The sequence below is a fragment of the Variovorax sp. GW823-FHT04F07 genome (assembly GCF_058795995.1).
The window spans coordinates 63303-82017 of record NZ_JBXAIG010000002.1 but is presented as its reverse complement, the minus strand read 5'-3'; the positions used below and the strand labels follow the sequence as shown (position 1 = coordinate 82017).

Annotated in this window: 22 protein-coding genes and 2 tRNA genes; 13 read left to right on the top strand and 11 right to left on the bottom strand. The window is 65.5% G+C overall.

Features of this window, described 5'->3' with window-relative positions; all coding sequences use genetic code 11:
* Window positions 1-73: 73 nt before the first annotated feature.
* The 4 genes from AC1RAA_RS09415 to AC1RAA_RS09400 all read left to right on the top strand — a co-directional run bounded on the left by AC1RAA_RS09415 (window position 74) and on the right by AC1RAA_RS09400 (window position 3230).
* The gene (locus AC1RAA_RS09415) at window positions 74-346 is read left to right on the top strand and encodes an HU family DNA-binding protein (protein WP_007830705.1); all 273 of its coding nucleotides are present in this window, start codon (window positions 74-76) and stop codon (window positions 344-346) included.
* Between the two features lie 29 nt (window positions 347-375).
* Window positions 376-451: transfer RNA gene (locus tag AC1RAA_RS09410), tRNA-Val, on the top strand.
* Window positions 452-527: 76 nt separating this feature from the next.
* Window positions 528-2447 carry a SurA N-terminal domain-containing protein gene (locus AC1RAA_RS09405; RefSeq protein WP_492732477.1) on the top strand — a complete coding sequence of 640 codons (1920 nt, stop codon included), beginning with the start codon at window positions 528-530 and terminating at the stop codon, window positions 2445-2447.
* 108 nt (window positions 2448-2555) lie between these two features.
* On the top strand, window positions 2556-3230 hold the full coding sequence (locus AC1RAA_RS09400) for a histidine phosphatase family protein (protein WP_492732475.1): 675 nt from the start codon (window positions 2556-2558) through the stop codon (window positions 3228-3230).
* 6 nt (window positions 3231-3236) lie between these two features.
* On the opposite strand, the gene AC1RAA_RS09395 is transcribed toward AC1RAA_RS09400, so the two are convergent.
* Together AC1RAA_RS09395 and AC1RAA_RS09390 are read right to left on the bottom strand one after the other, a co-directional pair.
* The gene (locus AC1RAA_RS09395; protein WP_095744681.1) at window positions 3237-3569 is read right to left on the bottom strand and encodes a hypothetical protein; all 333 of its coding nucleotides are present in this window, start codon (window positions 3567-3569) and stop codon (window positions 3237-3239) included.
* 95 nt (window positions 3570-3664) lie between these two features.
* On the bottom strand, window positions 3665-3913 hold the full coding sequence (locus tag AC1RAA_RS09390) for a GlsB/YeaQ/YmgE family stress response membrane protein (RefSeq protein WP_062479046.1): 249 nt from the start codon (window positions 3911-3913) through the stop codon (window positions 3665-3667).
* A gap of 277 nt (window positions 3914-4190) precedes the next feature.
* Between AC1RAA_RS09390 and AC1RAA_RS09385 the strand changes: the two genes are divergently transcribed.
* Together AC1RAA_RS09385 and AC1RAA_RS09380 are read left to right on the top strand one after the other, a co-directional pair.
* Window positions 4191-4266, top strand: a tRNA-His gene (locus tag AC1RAA_RS09385).
* 285 nt (window positions 4267-4551) lie between these two features.
* Window positions 4552-4899 carry an H-NS histone family protein gene (locus AC1RAA_RS09380; protein WP_056583066.1) on the top strand — a complete coding sequence of 116 codons (348 nt, stop codon included), beginning with the start codon at window positions 4552-4554 and terminating at the stop codon, window positions 4897-4899.
* Window positions 4900-4996: 97 nt separating this feature from the next.
* On the opposite strand, the gene AC1RAA_RS09375 is transcribed toward AC1RAA_RS09380, so the two are convergent.
* A complete protein-coding gene (locus tag AC1RAA_RS09375; RefSeq protein ID WP_492732539.1) occupies window positions 4997-5983 on the bottom strand; it encodes an NADPH:quinone oxidoreductase family protein in 987 nt (328 codons plus the stop codon).
* Window positions 5984-6111: 128 nt separating this feature from the next.
* Between AC1RAA_RS09375 and surE the strand changes: the two genes are divergently transcribed.
* The 5 genes from surE to rlmD all read left to right on the top strand — a co-directional run bounded on the left by surE (window position 6112) and on the right by rlmD (window position 11156).
* A complete protein-coding gene (gene surE / locus AC1RAA_RS09370; protein ID WP_062479041.1) occupies window positions 6112-6870 on the top strand; it encodes a 5'/3'-nucleotidase SurE in 759 nt (252 codons plus the stop codon).
* A gap of 4 nt (window positions 6871-6874) precedes the next feature.
* Window positions 6875-7651 (top strand): protein-L-isoaspartate(D-aspartate) O-methyltransferase, encoded by a 777-nt coding sequence (locus AC1RAA_RS09365; RefSeq protein ID WP_307638550.1) that lies wholly within the window; start codon window positions 6875-6877, stop codon window positions 7649-7651.
* An 11-nt stretch (window positions 7652-7662) separates the two neighbouring features.
* The gene (locus AC1RAA_RS09360) at window positions 7663-8574 is read left to right on the top strand and encodes a peptidoglycan DD-metalloendopeptidase family protein (protein WP_070059619.1); all 912 of its coding nucleotides are present in this window, start codon (window positions 7663-7665) and stop codon (window positions 8572-8574) included.
* Window positions 8575-8578: 4 nt separating this feature from the next.
* On the top strand, window positions 8579-9652 hold the full coding sequence (locus tag AC1RAA_RS09355; protein WP_492732472.1) for a sigma-70 family RNA polymerase sigma factor: 1074 nt from the start codon (window positions 8579-8581) through the stop codon (window positions 9650-9652).
* Window positions 9653-9719: 67 nt separating this feature from the next.
* Entirely contained in the window at window positions 9720-11156 is a 1437-nt protein-coding gene (gene rlmD, locus AC1RAA_RS09350) for a 23S rRNA (uracil(1939)-C(5))-methyltransferase RlmD (RefSeq protein ID WP_159277556.1), read from the top strand.
* A 46-nt stretch (window positions 11157-11202) separates the two neighbouring features.
* Here the strand turns inward: rlmD and AC1RAA_RS09345 are convergent, their stop codons facing one another.
* Window positions 11203-11904, bottom strand: a complete 702-nt coding sequence (locus tag AC1RAA_RS09345; RefSeq protein ID WP_062479032.1) for a Bax inhibitor-1/YccA family protein — start codon at window positions 11902-11904, stop codon at window positions 11203-11205.
* A 171-nt stretch (window positions 11905-12075) separates the two neighbouring features.
* Between AC1RAA_RS09345 and AC1RAA_RS09340 the strand changes: the two genes are divergently transcribed.
* Window positions 12076-12483: a GlcG/HbpS family heme-binding protein gene (locus AC1RAA_RS09340; RefSeq protein ID WP_056583078.1), complete on the top strand. Its 408-nt coding sequence runs from the start codon at window positions 12076-12078 to the stop codon at window positions 12481-12483.
* 184 nt (window positions 12484-12667) lie between these two features.
* On the opposite strand, the gene hemP is transcribed toward AC1RAA_RS09340, so the two are convergent.
* From hemP to AC1RAA_RS09305, 7 genes are all read right to left on the bottom strand, one after another.
* On the bottom strand, window positions 12668-12880 hold the full coding sequence (hemP, locus tag AC1RAA_RS09335; RefSeq protein WP_062479029.1) for a hemin uptake protein HemP: 213 nt from the start codon (window positions 12878-12880) through the stop codon (window positions 12668-12670).
* A gap of 104 nt (window positions 12881-12984) precedes the next feature.
* Window positions 12985-13398 (bottom strand): ExbD/TolR family protein, encoded by a 414-nt coding sequence (locus tag AC1RAA_RS09330; protein WP_062479026.1) that lies wholly within the window; start codon window positions 13396-13398, stop codon window positions 12985-12987.
* Between the two features lie 8 nt (window positions 13399-13406).
* The gene (locus AC1RAA_RS09325) at window positions 13407-14123 is read right to left on the bottom strand and encodes a MotA/TolQ/ExbB proton channel family protein (protein ID WP_062479023.1); all 717 of its coding nucleotides are present in this window, start codon (window positions 14121-14123) and stop codon (window positions 13407-13409) included.
* A gap of 22 nt (window positions 14124-14145) precedes the next feature.
* Window positions 14146-14835: an energy transducer TonB gene (locus AC1RAA_RS09320; RefSeq protein ID WP_070059744.1), complete on the bottom strand. Its 690-nt coding sequence runs from the start codon at window positions 14833-14835 to the stop codon at window positions 14146-14148.
* A 104-nt stretch (window positions 14836-14939) separates the two neighbouring features.
* Window positions 14940-15212 (bottom strand): (2Fe-2S)-binding protein, encoded by a 273-nt coding sequence (locus tag AC1RAA_RS09315; RefSeq protein WP_062473051.1) that lies wholly within the window; start codon window positions 15210-15212, stop codon window positions 14940-14942.
* Between the two features lie 111 nt (window positions 15213-15323).
* Entirely contained in the window at window positions 15324-16004 is a 681-nt protein-coding gene (locus AC1RAA_RS09310) for a Fe2+-dependent dioxygenase (RefSeq protein ID WP_070059743.1), read from the bottom strand.
* A 103-nt stretch (window positions 16005-16107) separates the two neighbouring features.
* On the bottom strand, window positions 16108-18489 hold the full coding sequence (locus tag AC1RAA_RS09305; protein ID WP_492732470.1) for a catecholate siderophore receptor Fiu: 2382 nt from the start codon (window positions 18487-18489) through the stop codon (window positions 16108-16110).
* Here AC1RAA_RS09305 and AC1RAA_RS09300 point away from each other — a divergent pair.
* Window positions 18488-18709, top strand: a complete 222-nt coding sequence (locus tag AC1RAA_RS09300; protein WP_139140281.1) for a hypothetical protein — start codon at window positions 18488-18490, stop codon at window positions 18707-18709. The genes AC1RAA_RS09305 and AC1RAA_RS09300 overlap by 2 nt on opposite strands.
* Window positions 18710-18715 lie beyond the last annotated feature (6 nt).

The following is an 18715-nucleotide window of genomic DNA, read 5'->3' as shown; positions in this document are numbered from 1 at the left end:
CTTGAGTCGCTCCCGTCGCGGCCAGGTCGCAGCTGACGAAAGCCGACCAACTTTTTTTCGACAAGGGGCCCTTGTGAACAAGACCGAACTGATTGAGCACATCGCAAAGAACGCCGATATTTCCAAAGCCGCAGCGACCCGTGCGCTCGAATCCACCATTGGCGCCATTCGTACCACGCTCAAGAAGGGCGGTTCCGTGTCGCTCGTCGGTTTCGGCACTTTCGCAGTCGGCAAACGCGCAGCCCGCACCGGCCGGAATCCCCGCACCGGCGACGCGATTAAAATCAAGGCAGCCAAGATCCCGAAGTTCCGTCCCGGCAAGGCGCTCAAAGACGCGCTGAACTGAGGCTGTAGACTCGGAGAGTATTCCAGGTGGGGTGCTTAGCTCAGTTGGTAGAGCGGCGCCCTTACAAGGCGTAGGTCGGGGGTTCGAGCCCCTCAGCACCCACCACCACCCGATGCAAAGGCGAACACCGGTTCGCCTTTTTTATTGCCGTCCGGCGCCCGTCGAAAAAGAGTGTTCAAGCATGTTTGATACCTTCCGCAAGTACAACAAAGTCGTGATGATTTTCTTGTTCTTGCTGATCATTCCCTCGTTCGTCTTCTTTGGTGTCGAGCGCTACCAGGGCATGGGCGGCGACGAGAAGGTGGCCCGCATCCAGGGCCATGACATCACCAAGCCCGAGTGGGACCAGCAGCACCGCGTCGAGACCGACCGCATCCGCCAGCAGTCGCCCAACGTCGATCCGACGCTGCTCGACTCCGACGCGCTGCGCTACGCCACGCTGGAACGCATGGTGCGCGATCGCGTGTTGGCGGCCGCGGCGGTCAAGACCAACATGTCGGTGTCCGAAGACCGCCTCGCGCGCATGTTCGCGCAGGACGCCGGCCTGGCTGCGTTCCGCACGGCCGACGGCAAGTTCGACCGCGAAGCCTTCCTGCGCGCCACCGGCCGCACGCCCGAGCAGTACGAAGCCTCGGTGCGCGCCGACATGGCCTCGCAGCAGGTGCTGCTGGGCGTGACGGGCACGAGCTTCGCACCGGCGGCGCTGACTGCTGCCACGGTGAATGCCTTCTATGACCGCCGTGAAATCCAGGTCGCGCGTTTCGCGCCCGAGAGCTTCGCGTCGAAGGTGACGGTCAGCGATGCCGACATCGAGGCCTACTACAAGGACCACACGTCGCAGTTCCAGGCGCCGGAGCAGGCCAGCATCGAGTACCTCGTGCTCGACCTCGAAGCCGCGAAGAAGAACATCGTCGCGAACGAAGCCGACCTCAAGACCTACTACGAACAGAACACCGCGCGCTTCGGCATCAAGGAAGAGCGCCGTGCGAGCCACATCCTGATCACCGCGCCGGCCAGCATGTCCAGCGGCGACCGCGCCAAGGCGAAGGCCAAGGCCGAGCAGCTGCTGGCCGACGTGAAGAAGGCACCGGCCACCTTCGCCGACGTGGCACGCAAGAACTCGCAGGACCCCGGCTCGGCCGAGAAGGGCGGCGACCTCGATTTCGTCACGCGCGGCGCGATGGTCAAGCCGTTCGAAGACGCGATGTTCGCGCTCAAGAAGGGCGACATCAGCGACCTCGTCGAGACCGAGTTCGGCTATCACATCATCCAGCTGACCGACATCAAGCCGGCCGTGGTGCCGCCGTTCGAGAAGGTGCGCGCGACCATCGAGAACGACGTGCGCGCCCAACAAGCCACGCAGGAATTCGCGAAGGCTGCGGAAATTTTCACGGACACCATCTATCAGCAACCCGAGAGCCTGAAGCCGGCCGCCGAGAAGCTGAAGCTCACGATCCAGACCGCCACCAACGTGCCGCGCACGCCCGCGCCGGGCGCCACCGGCCCGCTCGCTAGCCGCAACTTCCTGCAGGCGCTGTATGCCTCCGACTCGCTCGACCGCAAGCAGAACACCGAAGCCATCGAAGTCGGTCCGAACCAACTCGCATCGGGCCGCGTGACGCAGTACACGGCCGCGCATCCGATTCCGTTGGCCGATGTGAAGGACAAGATCCGCGCACAGCTCATCACCGAGCGCGCCGCAGCACTGGCCAAGACCGAGGGCGAAGCCAAGCTCGCCGCGTGGAAGGTGAAGGCCGACGGCGCCACCTTCGGCGCACCGGTCACGGTGTCGCGCATCGATGCCCAGTCGCAGCCGACGCTGGTGATCGACGCCGCACTGCGTGCCGACGGCGCCAAGCTGCCCGCGCTGCTCGGCGTGGACCTCGGCACCCAAGGCTACGCCGTGGTCCGCGTGACCAAGGTCGTGCCGCGCACGCCGCCGACGGCCGAACAGGCACAGCAGGAAAGCATGCAGATCGCCCAATCGGTGACCGCCGCCGAAGCCGCTGCCTACTACGAGCTGCTGAAGCAACGCTTCAAGGTGGAGATCCTCGTGCCGAAGCCGGCCGACACGCTGCCGACCGCTGCGGCGGCACGCTGATCAGACGGGCAACTGCTGCTCGCCACAAGCCCGGGTTCGACGACCCGGGCTTTTTTTTGGTCGCACGAGGGACAAGCGCGTGTCGCGCTTCTTGCCAGAATCCGGCGCATGGGAACCCTTTACCTCGTGCGCCATGGGCAGGCCAGTTTCGGTGCTGCCGACTACGACAACCTGAGCGAGCTCGGACACCGGCAGTCCGTGCGCCTGGGTGAATACTGGCGCGAGCGCGGCATGCGTTTCGATGCCGTCATCACCGGCACCCTGAAGCGTCACAAGCAGACCTGGGTGGGCATCGCGCAGGGGCTCGGGCTGTCGCGTGACGACGTGCTCCCATGGCCGGGGCTCAACGAATACGACAGCGAAGCCGTCATTGCCACGGTACACCAGGGCAAGCTCGAGAAGCCCGATTCACCCGAGATGTACCGCCATCACTTCCGCCTGCTGCGCGATGGGCTGGGGGCATGGATGCAGGGGCGTACGGCGCCGGTCGGCATGCCGAGCTACGTTGACTTCCTGGCCGGCGTGACCACGGCGCTCGACCATGTGCGCGAACGACACCACGGCGCAAAGGTGCTGGTGGTGTCGAGCGGCGGGCCGATCAGCACCGCGGTCGGCCATGTGCTGGGCACGAGCGCCGAGACGACCATCGAACTCAACCTGCGCATCCGCAACAGCTCGGTGACCGAGTTCGCCTTCACGCCGAAGCGGCACATGCTCGTGACCTACAACACCTTGCCGCACCTCGACGGCCCGGCGTATGCGGACTGGGTCACCTACTCCTGAACCGCGTCAGGCCTGCCAGACGCCGTAGCCGGCGCGGCGCAGGGCGATGCCCAGGTCGACCTCCATCAGCCGCGCATCGTCGTACGGCATCGGGTTGTAGCGTTCGTAGAGCGCGGGCAACAGTCGCAGGCCGAATTCCTGCACGAAGCGATTGGCCTGGATGCCGGCCTTGTGCTTGTCGAAACGGATGTCGGGGTCCAGGCCGGTCATGCCGACATAGACGAAGGGCTTGCCGAGCTGGTAGTCGGGGTTGGCGCGCCGGAAGCGGCCGTTGTTCCAGACGCGGTCGTCGAGTTCGACCACATAGACGTGATGACGGGCGCGTGGTTTGCGGGGCATCGGCGTGAAGGCCTCGCGAGGCTGGCTGAAGAAGTGGGGGGCTCAGGCAGCCGGAAGAACCGCCGGCCGCGTTGCGCGGCACGGCGTCAGGGGCATCAGCTCTTGCGCTTGATGAGGCCGTAGAGAATCAGCAGCACGATCGCGCCCAGCACGGAGGCGATGAAGCCGGCGCCCTGGCCGGCGGTGTACCAGCCCATCGCCTGGCCGAGGTAGGTCACGCCCAGCGAACCTGCAATGCCGATCAGCGTGGTCACGATAAAGCCGGCGGAATCGTTGCCCGGCTTGACGGCCCGCGCCACGAGACCCACGACGAACCCGATCAGGATAGTCCAGACGATGCTCATGAAGAAGTTCCTTTGATGAAGTGAAGTGGCGAAAGCCGGGCCCGGTCGGGCCGCTCGCATTCATGATAGCGGAGCCATTCGCGGCTCAGCGTCGTCCAGGCACATCGAACGGGCGACTGCGAAGTTATGCCCATGGGGCAGGGCGCATGTGTGGCGGCAGGCCATCGCGGACGGCCTCCGAAGGCGTTGGGCCGCATGTCGATGTGGCATTTCAGCGTCTTTGGTGATCGCGGGAGCGAAAGCCGCGATTTTTAACGCTACAATCAGAGGCTCTACGGTGGCTGTAGCTCAGTTGGTAGAGTCCCAGATTGTGATTCTGGTCGTCGTGGGTTCGAGTCCCATCAGCCACCCCAAAAAATTCAGTCCCAGCGCTATTTCTCAATAGCACCCAAGGGATTCCAACGCCGGGCTTGCCCGGCGTTGTCATTTCTGGCTTCGCCGTCGCTTCAAGCGCCTGGTTGCACGCCGCATTCTTTCCCCGCTACCCTCGATTTTGAAAGTACCCAAAATGGTGCGCGTGTGTTGCGGGTTGTTGCATTCCACCAATGCGCCTGCATTTTTCTGCTGAAAAGGCGCTTGTGGCAAAAGTGGTTTGAATTAGAATTCAGCCGTTTTCAATTCACAACAGGAGTCCAACAATGGCTTCGTCACTCGCCGATATCAATTCCCAGATCCAGAAGCACGACGAGCAGATTGCGCAATTGCGCAAGCAGGCCGAAGACCTGCGTAACCAGGAACGGGCCGGCGTGATCGAAGAAGTGCGCAGGAAGATTGCGGAATACGGTTTGACCGCTTCCGATCTGAAGCTGGGTGGTGGCCGTGCCGCCGCAACCAAGCGTAGCGCAGGTCCTGCAGCCGCCAAGGCCGCCGCCAAATACCGCGGCCCAACGGGCGAAACCTGGTCCGGTGGCCGTGGCCGCAAGCCGCGCTGGGTCACGGAAGCCCTGGCAGCCGGCAAGTCGCTCTCCGATTACGAGATCAAGTGATTGCCTGCAGAATCAGTTGGACATTCGCCCAATAAAAAAGCCCGCTTCGGCGGGCTTTTTTATTGGATGGCGCGCACGGCGATGCGCGCGCGTTCGATCAGTTGACCATCACCAGTTTTCCCTTGACGCCGCGCGATCCCATGTGCGCATAGGCAGCCTTCAATTCGGCCATCGGCATCGTGCTGTCGATCACCGGCTTGATTTTTCCCTGGCCGTACCACTGGGCCAATTCGGCCATCATCTGCGCATTGGCCTTGGGTTCGCGCTTGGCGAAATCGCCCCAGAACACGCCCACCAGCGACGCGCCTTTGAGCAGCGTGAGATTCAATGGCAGCGACGGGATCGGGCCCGATGCAAAACCGACCACCAAATAGCGACCGCGCCAGCCAATCGAGCGGAATGCGGGTTCTGCGAAATCGCCGCCCACGGGGTCGTAAATCACATCCGGGCCTTTGCCGTCGGTCGCGGCTTTGATGGCATCGCGGAAACCATTGGGCAGTGCGTGCGTCGTGTAATTGATCGTCGCGTCGGCGCCGATCGAGCGGCACAGTTCGCCCTTTTCGTCGGTCGATGCCGCGGCGATCACCTTGGCGCCCGCCGCCTTGGCGATCTGGATCGCCGCGGTGCCCACGCCGCCGGCCGCGCCCAGCACCAGCACCGTTTCGCCCGCCTTGAGCTGCGCGCGGTCCATCAGTGCGTGCCACGAGGTGGCGTAGATCATGATGAAAGCGGCCGCGTCGACATGGCCAAAGCCTTCGGGCAGCGGCATGCACAGCGCGGCGGGTGCCAGCGTGTGGGTGCCGAAGCCGCCCGTGCCCGACAGGCACGCCACGTTCTGGCCGACCTTGAGGTGCGTGACGCCTTCGCCCACCGCCTGGATCACGCCCGCATATTCCGATCCGGGAACGAAGGGCAGCGGCGGCTTCATCTGGTACTTGTTCTGCACGATCAGCAGGTCGGGAAAATTCAGGCTGGCCGCCTTGATCTCGATCAGCACCTGGCCCGGGCCCGGCGTGGGGGTGGGCAGTTCTTTCCAGGTCAGCGCGTCGACGCCGGTGGGGTTTTCGCAAAGCCATGCGTGCATGCTCGGGGTCTCCTTCGAATGAGTCGTGTGGGCAATGAATTCGGGGCGATGATAGGCGGCGCTGTGGTGCGGCGTTGTCCCTGCTGCGACGCACCCCGCACCTACAATCCGCTGCACCCAGAAGCACCATGAAGATACTTATTTCCAATGACGATGGCTTTCAGGCGCCGGGCATCGTCGCGTTGCACGACGCACTCAAGGACATCGCCGACGTCGAGGTGGTGGCACCTGAGCACAACAACAGCGCCAAGTCGAATGCACTCACGCTGGCCGCGCCGCTGTACGTGCACAAGGCGCACAACGGTTTCCGCTACGTGACGGGCACGCCGGCCGATTGCGTGCACATCGCGCTCAAGGGCCTGCTCGACTACCGCCCCGACCTGGTGGTCTCGGGCATCAACAACGGCGCCAACATGGGCGACGACACCATCTATTCAGGCACCGTGGGCGCGGCGATGGAGGCCTACCTGTTCGGCATCCCGGCCATCGCCTTCTCGCAGATCGAAAAGGGTTGGGCGCACGTGGATGCGGCGGCCCAGGTGGCGCGCCGGCTGGTACAGCAGATCGAGCGCGAAAAGATGCTCGGCGGCCCCGCCTTCCTGCTCAACGTGAACGTGCCGAACCGGCCGTTCGACGAACTGAAGCCAGTCAAGGTGTGCCGGCTCGGGCGCCGCCACGCCGCCGAAAAGGTGATCACGCAGGACAGCCCGCGCGGCGAAACCATGTACTGGATCGCCGGTGCAGGCAGCGCCAAGGACAGCGGGGAGGGCACCGACTTCCATGCGACCGCGGCCGGCCACATCGCGCTGACGCCCTTGCAGATCGACCTGACCGACCACGCCAACCTGGGCCAATGGCGCGAGACGGTCGCCCGTCTCGGCAATTGACGACATGGCGACCCCTCCGCGGCCCAGTTTCCCGGTTCGACTGACCCCCACCGCTTCGGCCGCCACGCGCGGGCGCATGCCCGCCGTGCCGGTCAAGCCGATGGTCCCGTCCACGCCCTCGATGGCGTCCGACGCCGTGCGAGCCCGCATGGTGCAAAAGCTCGCGGCGCAGGGCATCACCGACGCGCGCGTGCTGCGCGCCATGGGCACCGTCGAGCGGCATCGCTTCGTCGACAGCGCGCTGGTCAACCAGGCCTATGAAGACACCAGCCTGCCGATCGGGCTGGGGCAGACCATTTCCAAGCCCAATGTGGTGGCTCGCATGATCGAGCTGCTGCTGGGCGCGCCGGCGCTGGTCGGCAAGCCGCAGGAACGGCTGGGCCGCGTGCTCGAGATCGGCACCGGCTGCGGCTACCAGGCCGCGGTGCTGAATGAAGTGGCGACCGAGGTCTACAGCATCGAACGTCTGCGCGGGTTGCACGAGCGTGCGCGCACCAATCTGCGGCACTTCCGTCTGGCCACCGTCCACCTGATGTTGGGCGACGGCATGATCGGTTACGCGAAGGGTGCGCCGTACGCGGGCATCATCGCCGCGGCAGGCGGTGAGGCCGTGCCCGAGGCCTGGATCACGCAGCTCGCGGTGGGCGGGCGCATCGTCGCGCCGACCCATTCCGCCACCGGTGGACAGGCCCTCGTCGTGATCGACAAGACCCCCCGTGGGCTCGAGCGGCGCATTCTTGAGGCGGTTCACTTTGTCCCCCTAAAATCGGGCATCGCTTGAAGGAATAACAAATGCAGGGTTTTGGCAATCGGAGTTTGTTCGCAGGCATCACGTTGGCTGTTGTGCTCGTGATCGCGGGCTGCTCCGCACCGCGCGGTCCCGCACCGGTCGAAGACCGGGGCACCATGACGCGCGCACCCGGGGCAACGACGCCCGGCGGTCCTCCCATCACGACCGACGCGTCCGGCAAACCGCTCCCCGGTATCGAGAACTACGGCAAGCCCGGCTACTACGCCGTGCGCCCCGGTGACTCCATCCGCCGCATCGGCAGCGAAACGGGCCAGCGCTGGCAGGACATCGTGCGCTGGAACAACCTCGACAACCCCGACCTGATCGAAGTCGGCCAGGTGTTGCGCGTGATTCCACCGACCGGTGGGAGCACGGCGGTTGCCACGGCACCGTCCACCTCGGCGCCTGCTGCGCCCACCGAGGCGACCACCAAGCCGGTGGCCCCACAGGCTTCCGTCACGCCGGCCGTGCCGGCCAGTGGCGCGAGCGGCACCACCAAGCCGCCTGTCACGGCCTCGCCTTCGGGCCCGAGCAGCTCGGGTGACGACGACCTGGGCTGGATCTGGCCTGCCAGCGGTTCGCTGATCGCCGGTTTCGACGAAGCCAAGAACAAGGGCTACGACATCAGCGGCAAGGCCGGCGACCCCGTGCTGGCCGCGGCCGACGGCCGTGTGGTCTACGCCGGTGCCGGCCTGCGCGGCTACGGCAACCTGATCATCTTGAAGCACAACAACACCTACCTCACGGCGTATGCGCACAACCAGACGCTGCTCGTGAAGGAAGACCAGTCGGTTCAGAAGGGCCAGAAGATCGCCGAGATGGGCAACAGCGACGCCGATCGCGTGAAGCTGCATTTCGAGATCCGCCGCCAGGGCAAGCCCGTCGACCCGTCGCGCTACCTGCCCAACCGGTGATGCCATGGCTGCCTCCCGCCCTCTTCGCACACTGCCCGTGCGTGGGCTGGCGGGGCAGGGCAGCCCTTCACCTCGAAACAACGGTGGCCACAATGGCCATCAGGACAGCAGCGACGAGCCGCTGAGCACGGACTCTCTTCCCGACGACCCCGCAGCGGACCCATCGACTCCCTCAGCAGCATCGGCGCCGCCCCACGGCACCGCCACCGAGGTCATGGGCGGCGAAGGCGCCGATGCCCTGACCATCTACCTGCGCCAGGTCCGCCGCACCGGACTCTTCACCCCGGCCGAGGAATACACCACCGCCTGCGCCGCACGCGCCGGCGACTTCGCGGCGCGGCAATCGATGATCGAGCACAACCTGCGGCTCGTGGTCAACATCGCCAAGAACTACCTGGGGCGCGGCATGCCGCTGTCCGACCTCATCGAGGAAGGCAACCTCGGGCTGATGCATGCCATCACGAAATTCGAGCCCGAACGCGGGTTTCGCTTCTCCACGTATGCGACCTGGTGGATCCGCCAGTCGGTCGAGCGCGCCGTCATCACGCAATCGCGGGCGATCCGCCTGCCGGTGCATGTCGTGCGCGAGCTGCAGCAGGTCTTGCGGGCGCGCCGCACGCTCGAGGGCGACGCGGAGTTCCTGGCGAGCCGGCCGGACGGCGTGCGCGTCGAGGACGTGGCCGCGCTGCTCGGTCGCGAGGTGCAGGCGGTGGCCGACCTGCTGGCGCTGGCCGAGGCGCCGCGTTCGCTCGATGCAGGCGATGCGCGCGGCGAAGAAGGCTTCACGCTGGCCGACACCGTGGCCTCCGACGACGAGCAGGGCAACCCCGCCGGCGTGACCCACACGCACGAGGTGGAGCGCCTGCTCGACCAGTGGGTGCAGGCCCTTAACGCGCGGGAGCGCGAGGTGCTCGAAGGCCGCTACGGCCTGCACGACCGGGAGCCCGAGACGCTCGAGGTGCTGAGCGTGCGGCTGGGCCTGACACGCGAGCGCGTGCGGCAGATCCAGAACGAGGCCCTGGCCAAGATGCGCAAGCAGCTGGCGCGCTCCGGCGTCGGCCGCGACGCGCTGTTCTAGCGGTGTGAAGAAAAGAAGGTAACCCGTCGCGCCGGGACCACCCCGGCCACGCTGAGACAATCGGGGGATGACGGAATCCATCGAAGAAAAGAAAGTCCCCGCGAGCCCCGCCGATGAATGGCTCCAGGTCGAATCGCTCGACCTGGACGCCCAAGGCGTCTCCCACAAGTCCGACGGCATGGTCGTGTTCATCGAAGGCGCATTGCCCTTCGAGGAGGTGCAGTTCAACGTCCACCGCCGCAAGAACAACTGGGAGCAGGGCACGGTCACGCAGATCCGCCGCGAATCCTCGCAGCGCGTGCGCCCGGGTTGCCCGCACTTCGGCCTGCACACGGGCGCGTGCGGCGGCTGCAAGATGCAGCACCTGGACGCCGCTGCCCAGGTGGCGGTGAAGCAGCGTGCACTGGAAGACAACCTCTGGCACCTGGGCAAGGTCAAGCCCGAGAACGTGCTGCGCCCGCTCGAAGGCCCGGCCTGGCACTACCGCTACCGTGCGCGCCTGTCGGTGCGCCACGTGGTCAAGAAGGGCACGGTGCTGATCGGCTTCCACGAGCGCAAGAGCCGCTACCTGGCCGACATGCAGGTCTGCCCCGTGCTGCCCAAGCAGGTCAGCGCCATGCTGATGCCGCTGCGCGCGCTGATCGGTTCCATGGACGCGCGTGACACCTGCCCGCAGATCGAGCTGGCCTGCGGCGACGCGCCGGATTCGACCGCGCTGGGCACCATCGCCCTGGTGCTGCGGCACCTGGAGCCGCTGTCGGGCGCCGACATCGGGCGGCTCAAGGCGTTCGCGGCCGAGAACGAGGGCGTTCAATGGTGGCTGCAGGCCAAGGGCCCGGACACCGTGAAGCTGCTGGAAGAGGGCGGCACGCCGCTGGCCTACCGCCTGCCCGCGTTCGGTGTGACGATGCCGTTCAAGCCCACCGATTTCACCCAGGTCAACCCGCACATCAACCGTGCGCTGGTCGGCAAGGCGCTGCGCCTGCTCGACGTGCAGCCCGAGGAGCGCGTGATCGACTGGTTCTGCGGCCTGGGCAACTTCACGTTGCCGCTGGCGAGCCAGGCGCGCGAAGTGCTCGGCATCGAGGGCAGCGACACGCTGGTGGCACGCGCCACCGACAACTTCCAGAGAAACCAGCCTGCAACGCCTGAGCGGCGTGCGCTGTCGGCCACCCGGTTCGTGGCGCGCAACCTGTTCGACATGACGCCCGAGATGCTGGTGGCCGACGGCAGTGCCGACAAGTGGCTGGTCGACCCGCCGCGCGAAGGCGCCTTCGCGCTGGCCAAGGCCATGGCCGACCTGCACCAGCAGCCTGAACTGCGCACCGGTGGCTGGACGCCGCCCAAGCGCATCGTCTACGTGAGCTGCAACCCGTCGACGCTGGCACGCGACGCCGGCCTGCTGGTGCACCAGGCGGGCTACCGCTGCACCTTCGCGGGGGTGGTGAACATGTTCCCGCACACGGCGCACGTCGAGTCGATCGCGGTCTTCGAGCTGGAATGAAAAAAGGCCCCGCGGGGCCTTTTTTCCTGGGGTCGGAGCAAGCCGCTCAGTCGCGCTCGCCGCCGAAGATGCCCAGCAGGGCCAGCAGGCTCTGGAACACATTGAACATGTCCAGGTACAGGGCCAGCGTGGCGCTGATGTAGTTGGTCTCGCCGCCGTCCATGATCTGCTTCAGGTCGTAGAGCATGTAGGCCGAGAAGATGCCGATGGCTGCCACCGAGATCACCAGCATGCCGGTGCTCGAGCCCACGAAGACGTTGATGACGGCGCCGAGCATCAGCACCAGGGCGCCGACGAACAGGAACTTGCCCATGCCCGACAGGTCGCGCTTGATGACCGTGGCCAGCGAGGCCATCACGAAGAACACGCCGGCGGTGCCGCCGAAGGCCGTCATGATCAGTTCGGGGCCGTTCTTGAAGCCCAGCACCATCGCGAGCAGGCGCGACAGCATCAGGCCCATGAAGAAGGTGAAGCCCAGCAGCACCGGCACGCCGGCGGCCGAGTTCTTGGTCTTCTCGATCGCGAACATGAAGCCGAAGGCGCCGCCGAGGAAGACGATCAGGCCGAGTCCGCCGGTGAGCGAGCGGGTGATGCCGGTGCTCACGCCGATCCAGGCGCCCAGCACGGTGGGCAGCAGGCTCAGCGCCAGCAGCCAGTAGGTATTGCGCAGCACGCGCTGGCGTTCGGCCTGCGGCAGTGTCTGGCCGTAGCCGGTGGAAGTGTCGAGGGTGGTCACACGGTCGTTCATGGCCGAAGCTCCTGAGGTTGCTGCATGCAATGACACGCAGTTGGGCGCATTCTAGGGGGCTGCAAGAGGGGGCCTTGCAAAGACCGTATGCCCGTTGTTCTTAAGCCCCCGCGGGACGCTGTGGCGCCCCGCCGTTATGCTGTCGGGTTTCGACGCAACCTGAGCTTATCCATGAAGACCAAATCATTCCTCGAACTCGCCGACGTCAAGGCCATCGCCGCTGCAGCGGAAGCCGAGGCCCTGAAGAACAACTGGGCCGTGACCATCGCCATCTCCGACGACGCCGGCAACCTGCTCTGGCTGCAGCGCTTGGACGGCGCCGCCGCGCTGTCCTCGCACATCGCTCCGGCCAAGGCACACACCGCCGCCATGGGCCGTCGCGAGAGCAAGGTCTATGAAGACATCATCAACGGCGGCCGCACCGCATTCCTGACGGCGCCCCTGGTGGAAGGCCTGCTCGAAGGCGGCGTGCCGATCGTGAAGGACGGCCACGTCATCGGCGCTGTGGGCGTGAGCGGCGTGAAGTCGAACGAAGATGCGCAGATCGCCAAGGCCGGCATCGCCGCGCTCGGCCTGTAAGCCGTTTCATTCGCCCAAAGCAAAACGCCGACCTGATGGTCGGCGTTTTCTTTTTTCGGGGCTTCAGCGTGAAAAAAAGCTTGGCTAGTCGGCGAACCGTTGGCTAGCAAAAAACGACCCTTCGGAGATGAATCTCCTCGAGTCGCCCCACGATGAAACTTGCGCGAGGGGCGGGCTGAACGACCTACTTGGTCAGGATCAGCTTGCCGAGTTTGGTGGCCTGAAGCCGGTAGAGCGAGCCGTTGTGCATGATGCCCACGGTCTTGCTTCCTTTCAGAAGCTCCGTGCTTTCGACCATCGGCGCCGGACGCGCTGCCTGGATCGACGCATGACCGCCACCCGATTGGTCGAGCGAAGGGTGGTTCAGGACGGAAAAGGCATTCGGGGTGGCTGGCATCTGGAGTTCCCTTTATGGAAGCGATGAGTGAATGATAATGATTCTCAATATAAAGTCAATCGTCGCGATCAACTTTTTTTCGATCCGTCATTCACCCGTTCAGATCACTTCGTGTCGGGTTCGGTGATGAAGCCGATCTTGCGCACGCCGGCTTCGCGTGCCTCGGCCATGGCCTTGGCCACGCGCTCGTAGCGCACGGCCTTGTCGCCGCGGATGTGCAGCTCGGGCTGCGGTTCCTTGGCGGCTTCGGCGGCCAGGCGGTTCGGCAGTTCGCTGTCGTCGATCTTCTGTTCGTTCCAGTAGTAGGCGCCGTCGGCCGTGACGCTGAACAGGATGTTCTGCGGCTTGGGCTGCTCGGGCTCGCTGCTGGCGCGGGGCAGGTCGATGTTGACCGCGTGCTTCATGACCGGCACGGTGATGATGAAGATGATCAGGAGCACCAGCATGACGTCGACCAGCGGCGTCATGTTGATCTCGTTCATCACCTCATCGGGTTCGTCTTGCGTTCCGAAAGCCATGATGCTGCTCAGCCCTTCTTGAGCGGAACCACGACGGCTTCGCCGCTGCCGCTTTGCACGCGGGCGCCGGTCACGAAGTAGGCGTGCAGGTCGTGGGCGAAGCTGTTGAGCTTGGTCAGCACGAACTTGTTGCCGCGCACCAGGGCGTTGTAGCCCAGCACGGCGGGAATGGCGACCGCCAGGCCCAGGGCCGTCATGATCAGCGCTTCGCCGATCGGGCCGGCCACCTTGTCGATGGTCGCCTGGCCGGCCGAGCCGATGCTCATCAGCGCGTGGTAGATGCCCCAGACGGTGCCGAACAGGCCGATGAAGGGTGCCGTCGAACCCACCGAAGCGAGGATGGCCAGGCCGGTCTGCAGGCGCGCCGTGAAGGCGTCGATGCCGTTGCGCAGGGCGCGCGTGATCCAGTCGCTCACGTCGAGCGCGTCATGCAGGTGCGCCTTGGTGTTGCGGTGGTGGGCGGCGGCTTCGCGGCCTTCGAGTGCCAGGGCGCGGAAGGGGTTGCTGTCGTCGGTGCCCAGCTTGTTCAGGGCGGTGGCGAAGTCTTCGCTGTGCCAGAAGTCCTGTGAGTGCTTGGCCAGGCGCTTGTATTTGATGACGTCGAGCGCCTTCACGATGATCACGATCCACGATGCGAGGGACATGCCGATCAACAGAACCGCGACAGCCTTGGTGACGAAGTCGCCCTGATTCCAGACGTTCATCAAGCCAAATTGGGAATCCATACGAAGTTGCTCCAGAGAAAAATTAGTTCAGGACGTAGTTGACGGGGGCGTCGTAAGACATGGCCTGCACCACGCCGTTGACCTTGCCGGGCACGAACCGGCATTTCATGATGTATTCGACGGCGGCCTCGTCGAGGCGGTCGAAGCCGCTGGACTTCTTGACCTCGGCGCTCTTGGGCAGGCCGTCGGCGCCCACGAGCACGCGCACGATCACCTTGCCCTGCTCGCCGAGCCGCTTGCTCATGGCGGGATAGACCGCCTTCGGGTTCTGCAGGTAGTCGGCATTGCTCGACGGCAGTTGCACAGCGGGCGGCGCTGGGGGCGACGGCGGCGGTGCGGGAGGGGCCGGCGGCGCGGGCGGTGCCGGGGGCGCAGGCGGGGGCGGCGGCTCGGTGGTGCCCGAGGTCGCGTTCGGCGCGGGCGTCGGCTTGGGTTCGCGGATGGCCTGCGGGCGCGGCGGCGGCGGCGCCTTGCTCACCTTGGGTTGCGGCGGCGGAGGCGGCGGGGGCGGCGGATCGGCCTTGGGTTTCGGCGGTTCGACGAACTGGCTCAGGATCTCGACGGGAATCACCACTTCGGCGGCCCGGCGCAGCAGGCCGCTTTGCAGCGCCCACAGCGCGGCGCCGTGAAACAGGATCACGCCGCCGGCAATGACGACAGTGCGCGACAGGCCAAGAAAGGAGGGAGGGGGGGCAAAGCGGTCAGACACGATCAACCATTCGAATGCGGGCACTACAAATCGTGCCCCGATTGCAGCAAAACCGCTACAGAGACGCTACTTGCGAAAAATCCACCAGACAGAGCCGGCGACGAGGATCAGGCTGCCGCCGAGAGCCGAGACGAGTTCCATGCTTTGCTTTCCTTGATGGAGTTGGCAAGCTGGATCGCTCTCGGCGCCGATTCGCAGTTCAAGGCGGCGACCGGGTGAGAGACACTGCACTGCGCCACGATGTCGCGGGCACAACCTTCACACTGGCCACACTGGGTGGCCACGCCGAGTTCGAACTGGACTTCGTCGAAAGTCATGCCCGCGCGCACATGACGTGCGATTTCACGGTCAGAGACTCGGCGGCAGACGCAAACGATCATGGCGGTGAAAGCGGCAGTTGGCTGGCTGTTGGATGTGACTCATTATAAATAAGAATCCATCGCATTTGCAATCACTATGACTGACATGCCGCCGGACTTTGCAAGCCGGTGTTACACCTCGGCCCAGAGCCGCAAGAGGTTGTGATAGTGGCCGGTGAGCGCCACGGTTTCCTCGCATTCGCCCAGGCGGGCGCGCAGTTTCTGGATCGTCTGGTCGAGTTCGAACAGCATGCCGCGCTGGGCGTCGCTGCGCACCATGCTCTGCAGCCAGAAGAAGGAGCACACCCGCGCCCCGCGCGTGACCGGGTGCACGCGGTGCAGGCTGCTCGCCGGGTAGAGGATCAGGTCGCCGGCCGGCAGCTTGACCTCGTGCGAGCCGTAGGTGTCGATCACTTCCAGCTCGCCGCCGTCGTAATCCTCCGGATCGCTCAGGAAGAGGGTGCACGACAGGTCGGTGCGCAGCTGCTGGCTGCTGCCCGGCACCGCGCGCACCGAGCCGTCGACGTGCACGCCGTAGTGCTCGCCGCCCTCGTAGCGGTTGAACAGCGGCGGCACGAAACGCGCGGGCAGCGCGGCCGAGAAGAACAGCGCGTGGCGCGAGAGTGCCGCCAGGATGGTCGCGCCGAGTTCGCGCGAGACCGGCGAAGACTCCGGCAACTGGCGGTTGCGCTTCACCTGCGCGCCTTGGTCTCCCACGGTTTCGCGGCCGTCGACCCAGTGGGTGGCATCGAGCGCGGCGCGCATCTCGCGCACCTGGTCCGGGCTCAGCACGTCGGGCACATGCAGCATCATTTCGGTGAACTCCACAAGAAAAAAGCCCCGGCGCAGGCCGGGGCTCGAGTGTCGCACCGCGCCTGCCGCAGGGGCCGGCACGGAGGCGACGCGGTCGTCGGGATCAGAACGCGAAGTTCGCGGTGATCTTGGCCGAGCGAGGGAGGCCCGGCGTGTAGCGGTAGCCGCTCTTGTTGATGGCGGCGGCGTACTGCTTGTCGAACACGTTGGCGATGTTCAGCTGGATGTCGACGTTCTTGTTGATGCGGTACGACGCCATGGCATCGAACACCCAGTAGGAGTCGATGTACGCCGGCGTGCCCACCGCGCCGTCGGTGCCGCGGTGCAGCTTGCCGTTGTAGCGCGCGCCACCGCCGACCGTCAGGCCGAACGGGAACTGGTAGGTGGTCCAGGCCGTGAACGAGTTCTTCGGCGTGTAGGTCAGCACGTTGGTGCCGTCGGCCGTGACGTTGGGGCCGCTTTGCACCTTGGTGTCCATCGTCGTGAAGCCGGCGCTCATGCCCCAGCGTTCGGTGATGGTGCCCGCCACGCCCAGCTCGATGCCCTGCACGCGCTTCTTGCCGCTCTGGTAGTACAGCGCGGTGTTGGTCGGGTCCTGCACGACTTCGTTGGTCACGTCGGTGCGATAGACCGCGCCGGTCAGAGACAGCTTGTCGTCCAGCACATCCCACTTCGTGCCCACTTCGAAGGTCTTGGCCTTCTGCGGCAGGAAGTCGGTGCGCGCCGCGCTGCTGCCCGTGCCGGCGGCCGACAGCGAGAAGTTCGCGCCGCCCGGGGGCTGGGCCGAGGTGCCGTAGGCCGCATAGATGCTGCCGTTCTTCGCGGGCTTGTAGACCACGCCGATCTTGCCGGTGAACAGGTTGTCGGAGAGCTTGAGCGACGAGGGCACCAGCGTGCCGACCGGCAGGCCGGGGTTGGTCGCTGCGGTCGACAGCGTCGCGCTCTGGAACGAGGTGCTGTAGTGGTCGAAGCGCAGGCCGCCGGTGATCTGCCATTGCTCGTTGAGCTTGATGGTGTCGAAGGCGTACAGGCCGACCGTGTTGGTCACGCCCTTGCTGTCGGCGCCGCTGAGCATGCGGTTGTAGCCGTTCACGTACGGGTTCGGCGCGTACAGGTTGGCCACCGGCCAGGCGCCGTTCTGCACGACCTTGCCGTTGAACGTGGCGCCGGGGCTGAAGTAGCCCAGGCTCGACTGCTCTTCACGGATCAGCTCGACGCCCGCGCTGAGCGAGTGGCTCAGGCTGCCGGTGTTGAACTTGGCGGTCACGTTCGTCTGGTTGACGAAGATCGTGTTTTCCTGGTTCTTGTTGGTCGGCAGGTTGCGCGTGGTCGTCCAGGTGGACGGCAGGCCCGGGATCGGCGTGCTGAGGAACGCGGTGTTGCCCGAGGGCGGCGGGTTGCCGTTGGTGCCCAGGCCGCCGAGCATGAACGCCGTCAGCATGTAGTCCTGCTTCGTCTTGCCGTAGCGGGTGGTGTTGCGCAGCGTGACGTCGGGCGTGAAGTCGTGCTCCACGCGCGCGGTGAACATGTCGGCCGTCACCTTGTTGAAGTCGTAGGCGGTGCCGTAGAAATTCTTCGGATCAACCGGAGCCGCGTAGTTCAGGAAGCTGCGGCGACGTGCGCCGAGAGCGACCGGATCGGGGTTCGAGTAGCTGGGCAGGCCGATGGTCGGCACGCCGCCATCGGGCACGTTGTCCTGGTCGACGTGCAGGTAGTCGAAGTAGAAGCGCGTGGGCGAATTCAGGCCGAGCGCGATCGACGGTGCAATGGCCGTGCGCTTGTTCTTGACGAAGTCGCGGCCGGGCACGCCCGAGTCTTCCATCGCCGCATTCAGGCGGAAGGCGGCGCCGATGCCGTTGGCGCTGCTGAGCGACTTGTTCCAGTCGATGCTGCCGCGCTTGTAGTCGGCGCTGCCGAAACCGAGCGAGCCCAGGAAGCTGTCTTCGAGCTTCGGCTTCTTGGTGACGAGGTTGATGTAGCCGGTGGGCGAGGTGCGGCCCACGTCGGTGCCCGACGGGCCCTTCACGACTTCGACCTGCTCGATGTTGAACATGTCGCGCGAGACCGAGCCCAGGTCGCGGATGCCGTCCACGAAGATGCTGCTGGAGCTGTCGAAGCCGCGCATGAAGACGGCGTCGCCGGTGTTCGTGTTGCCGTTTTCGCCCAGGAAGAAGGTGCCGACGCCGGCGGTGTTGCGCAGCGCTTCGGTGAGCGTGGTCGCGCCTTGTTCGCGAATGATCTGTTCCTTGATCACCTGGATCGTCTGCGGCGTGTTCACCAGCGGGGCCGTGAACTTCGGGTTGGCCGAGGTGTCGGTCTTGTAGTCGGCGGCGCTCGAATCCTGCACGCGGACTTCAGGCAGGGCCCGCCCGGTCTGGGCAAAGGCGGCGGGGGCTGCGATGGCCAGCAGCGTGGCTGCGGCGGCACCCGAAAGGTGAGGAACGGCGCGTGCGACGGCGTGTTTGCGGCTCTTGATATAGGCCATGTTGTTTTCTCCAGAAAGGGCGGGCGGGCAGAGCTCGACTGGCTGGGTCCGGGCGGCGCACTCTCGGGGAGAAAAAGGGCGGCAAGACTGGCTGGGTGAGCTGATTTGCGAAGGGTTTTTGCAAATCGATGCAAATGATATTGCTTCTCAATACCAAGGTGCTCAACTGGCCGCTTTTAACCAGAAAGTTTCGCCCGCTCCGTTGCCGGCGCGCAACTGACGAGGC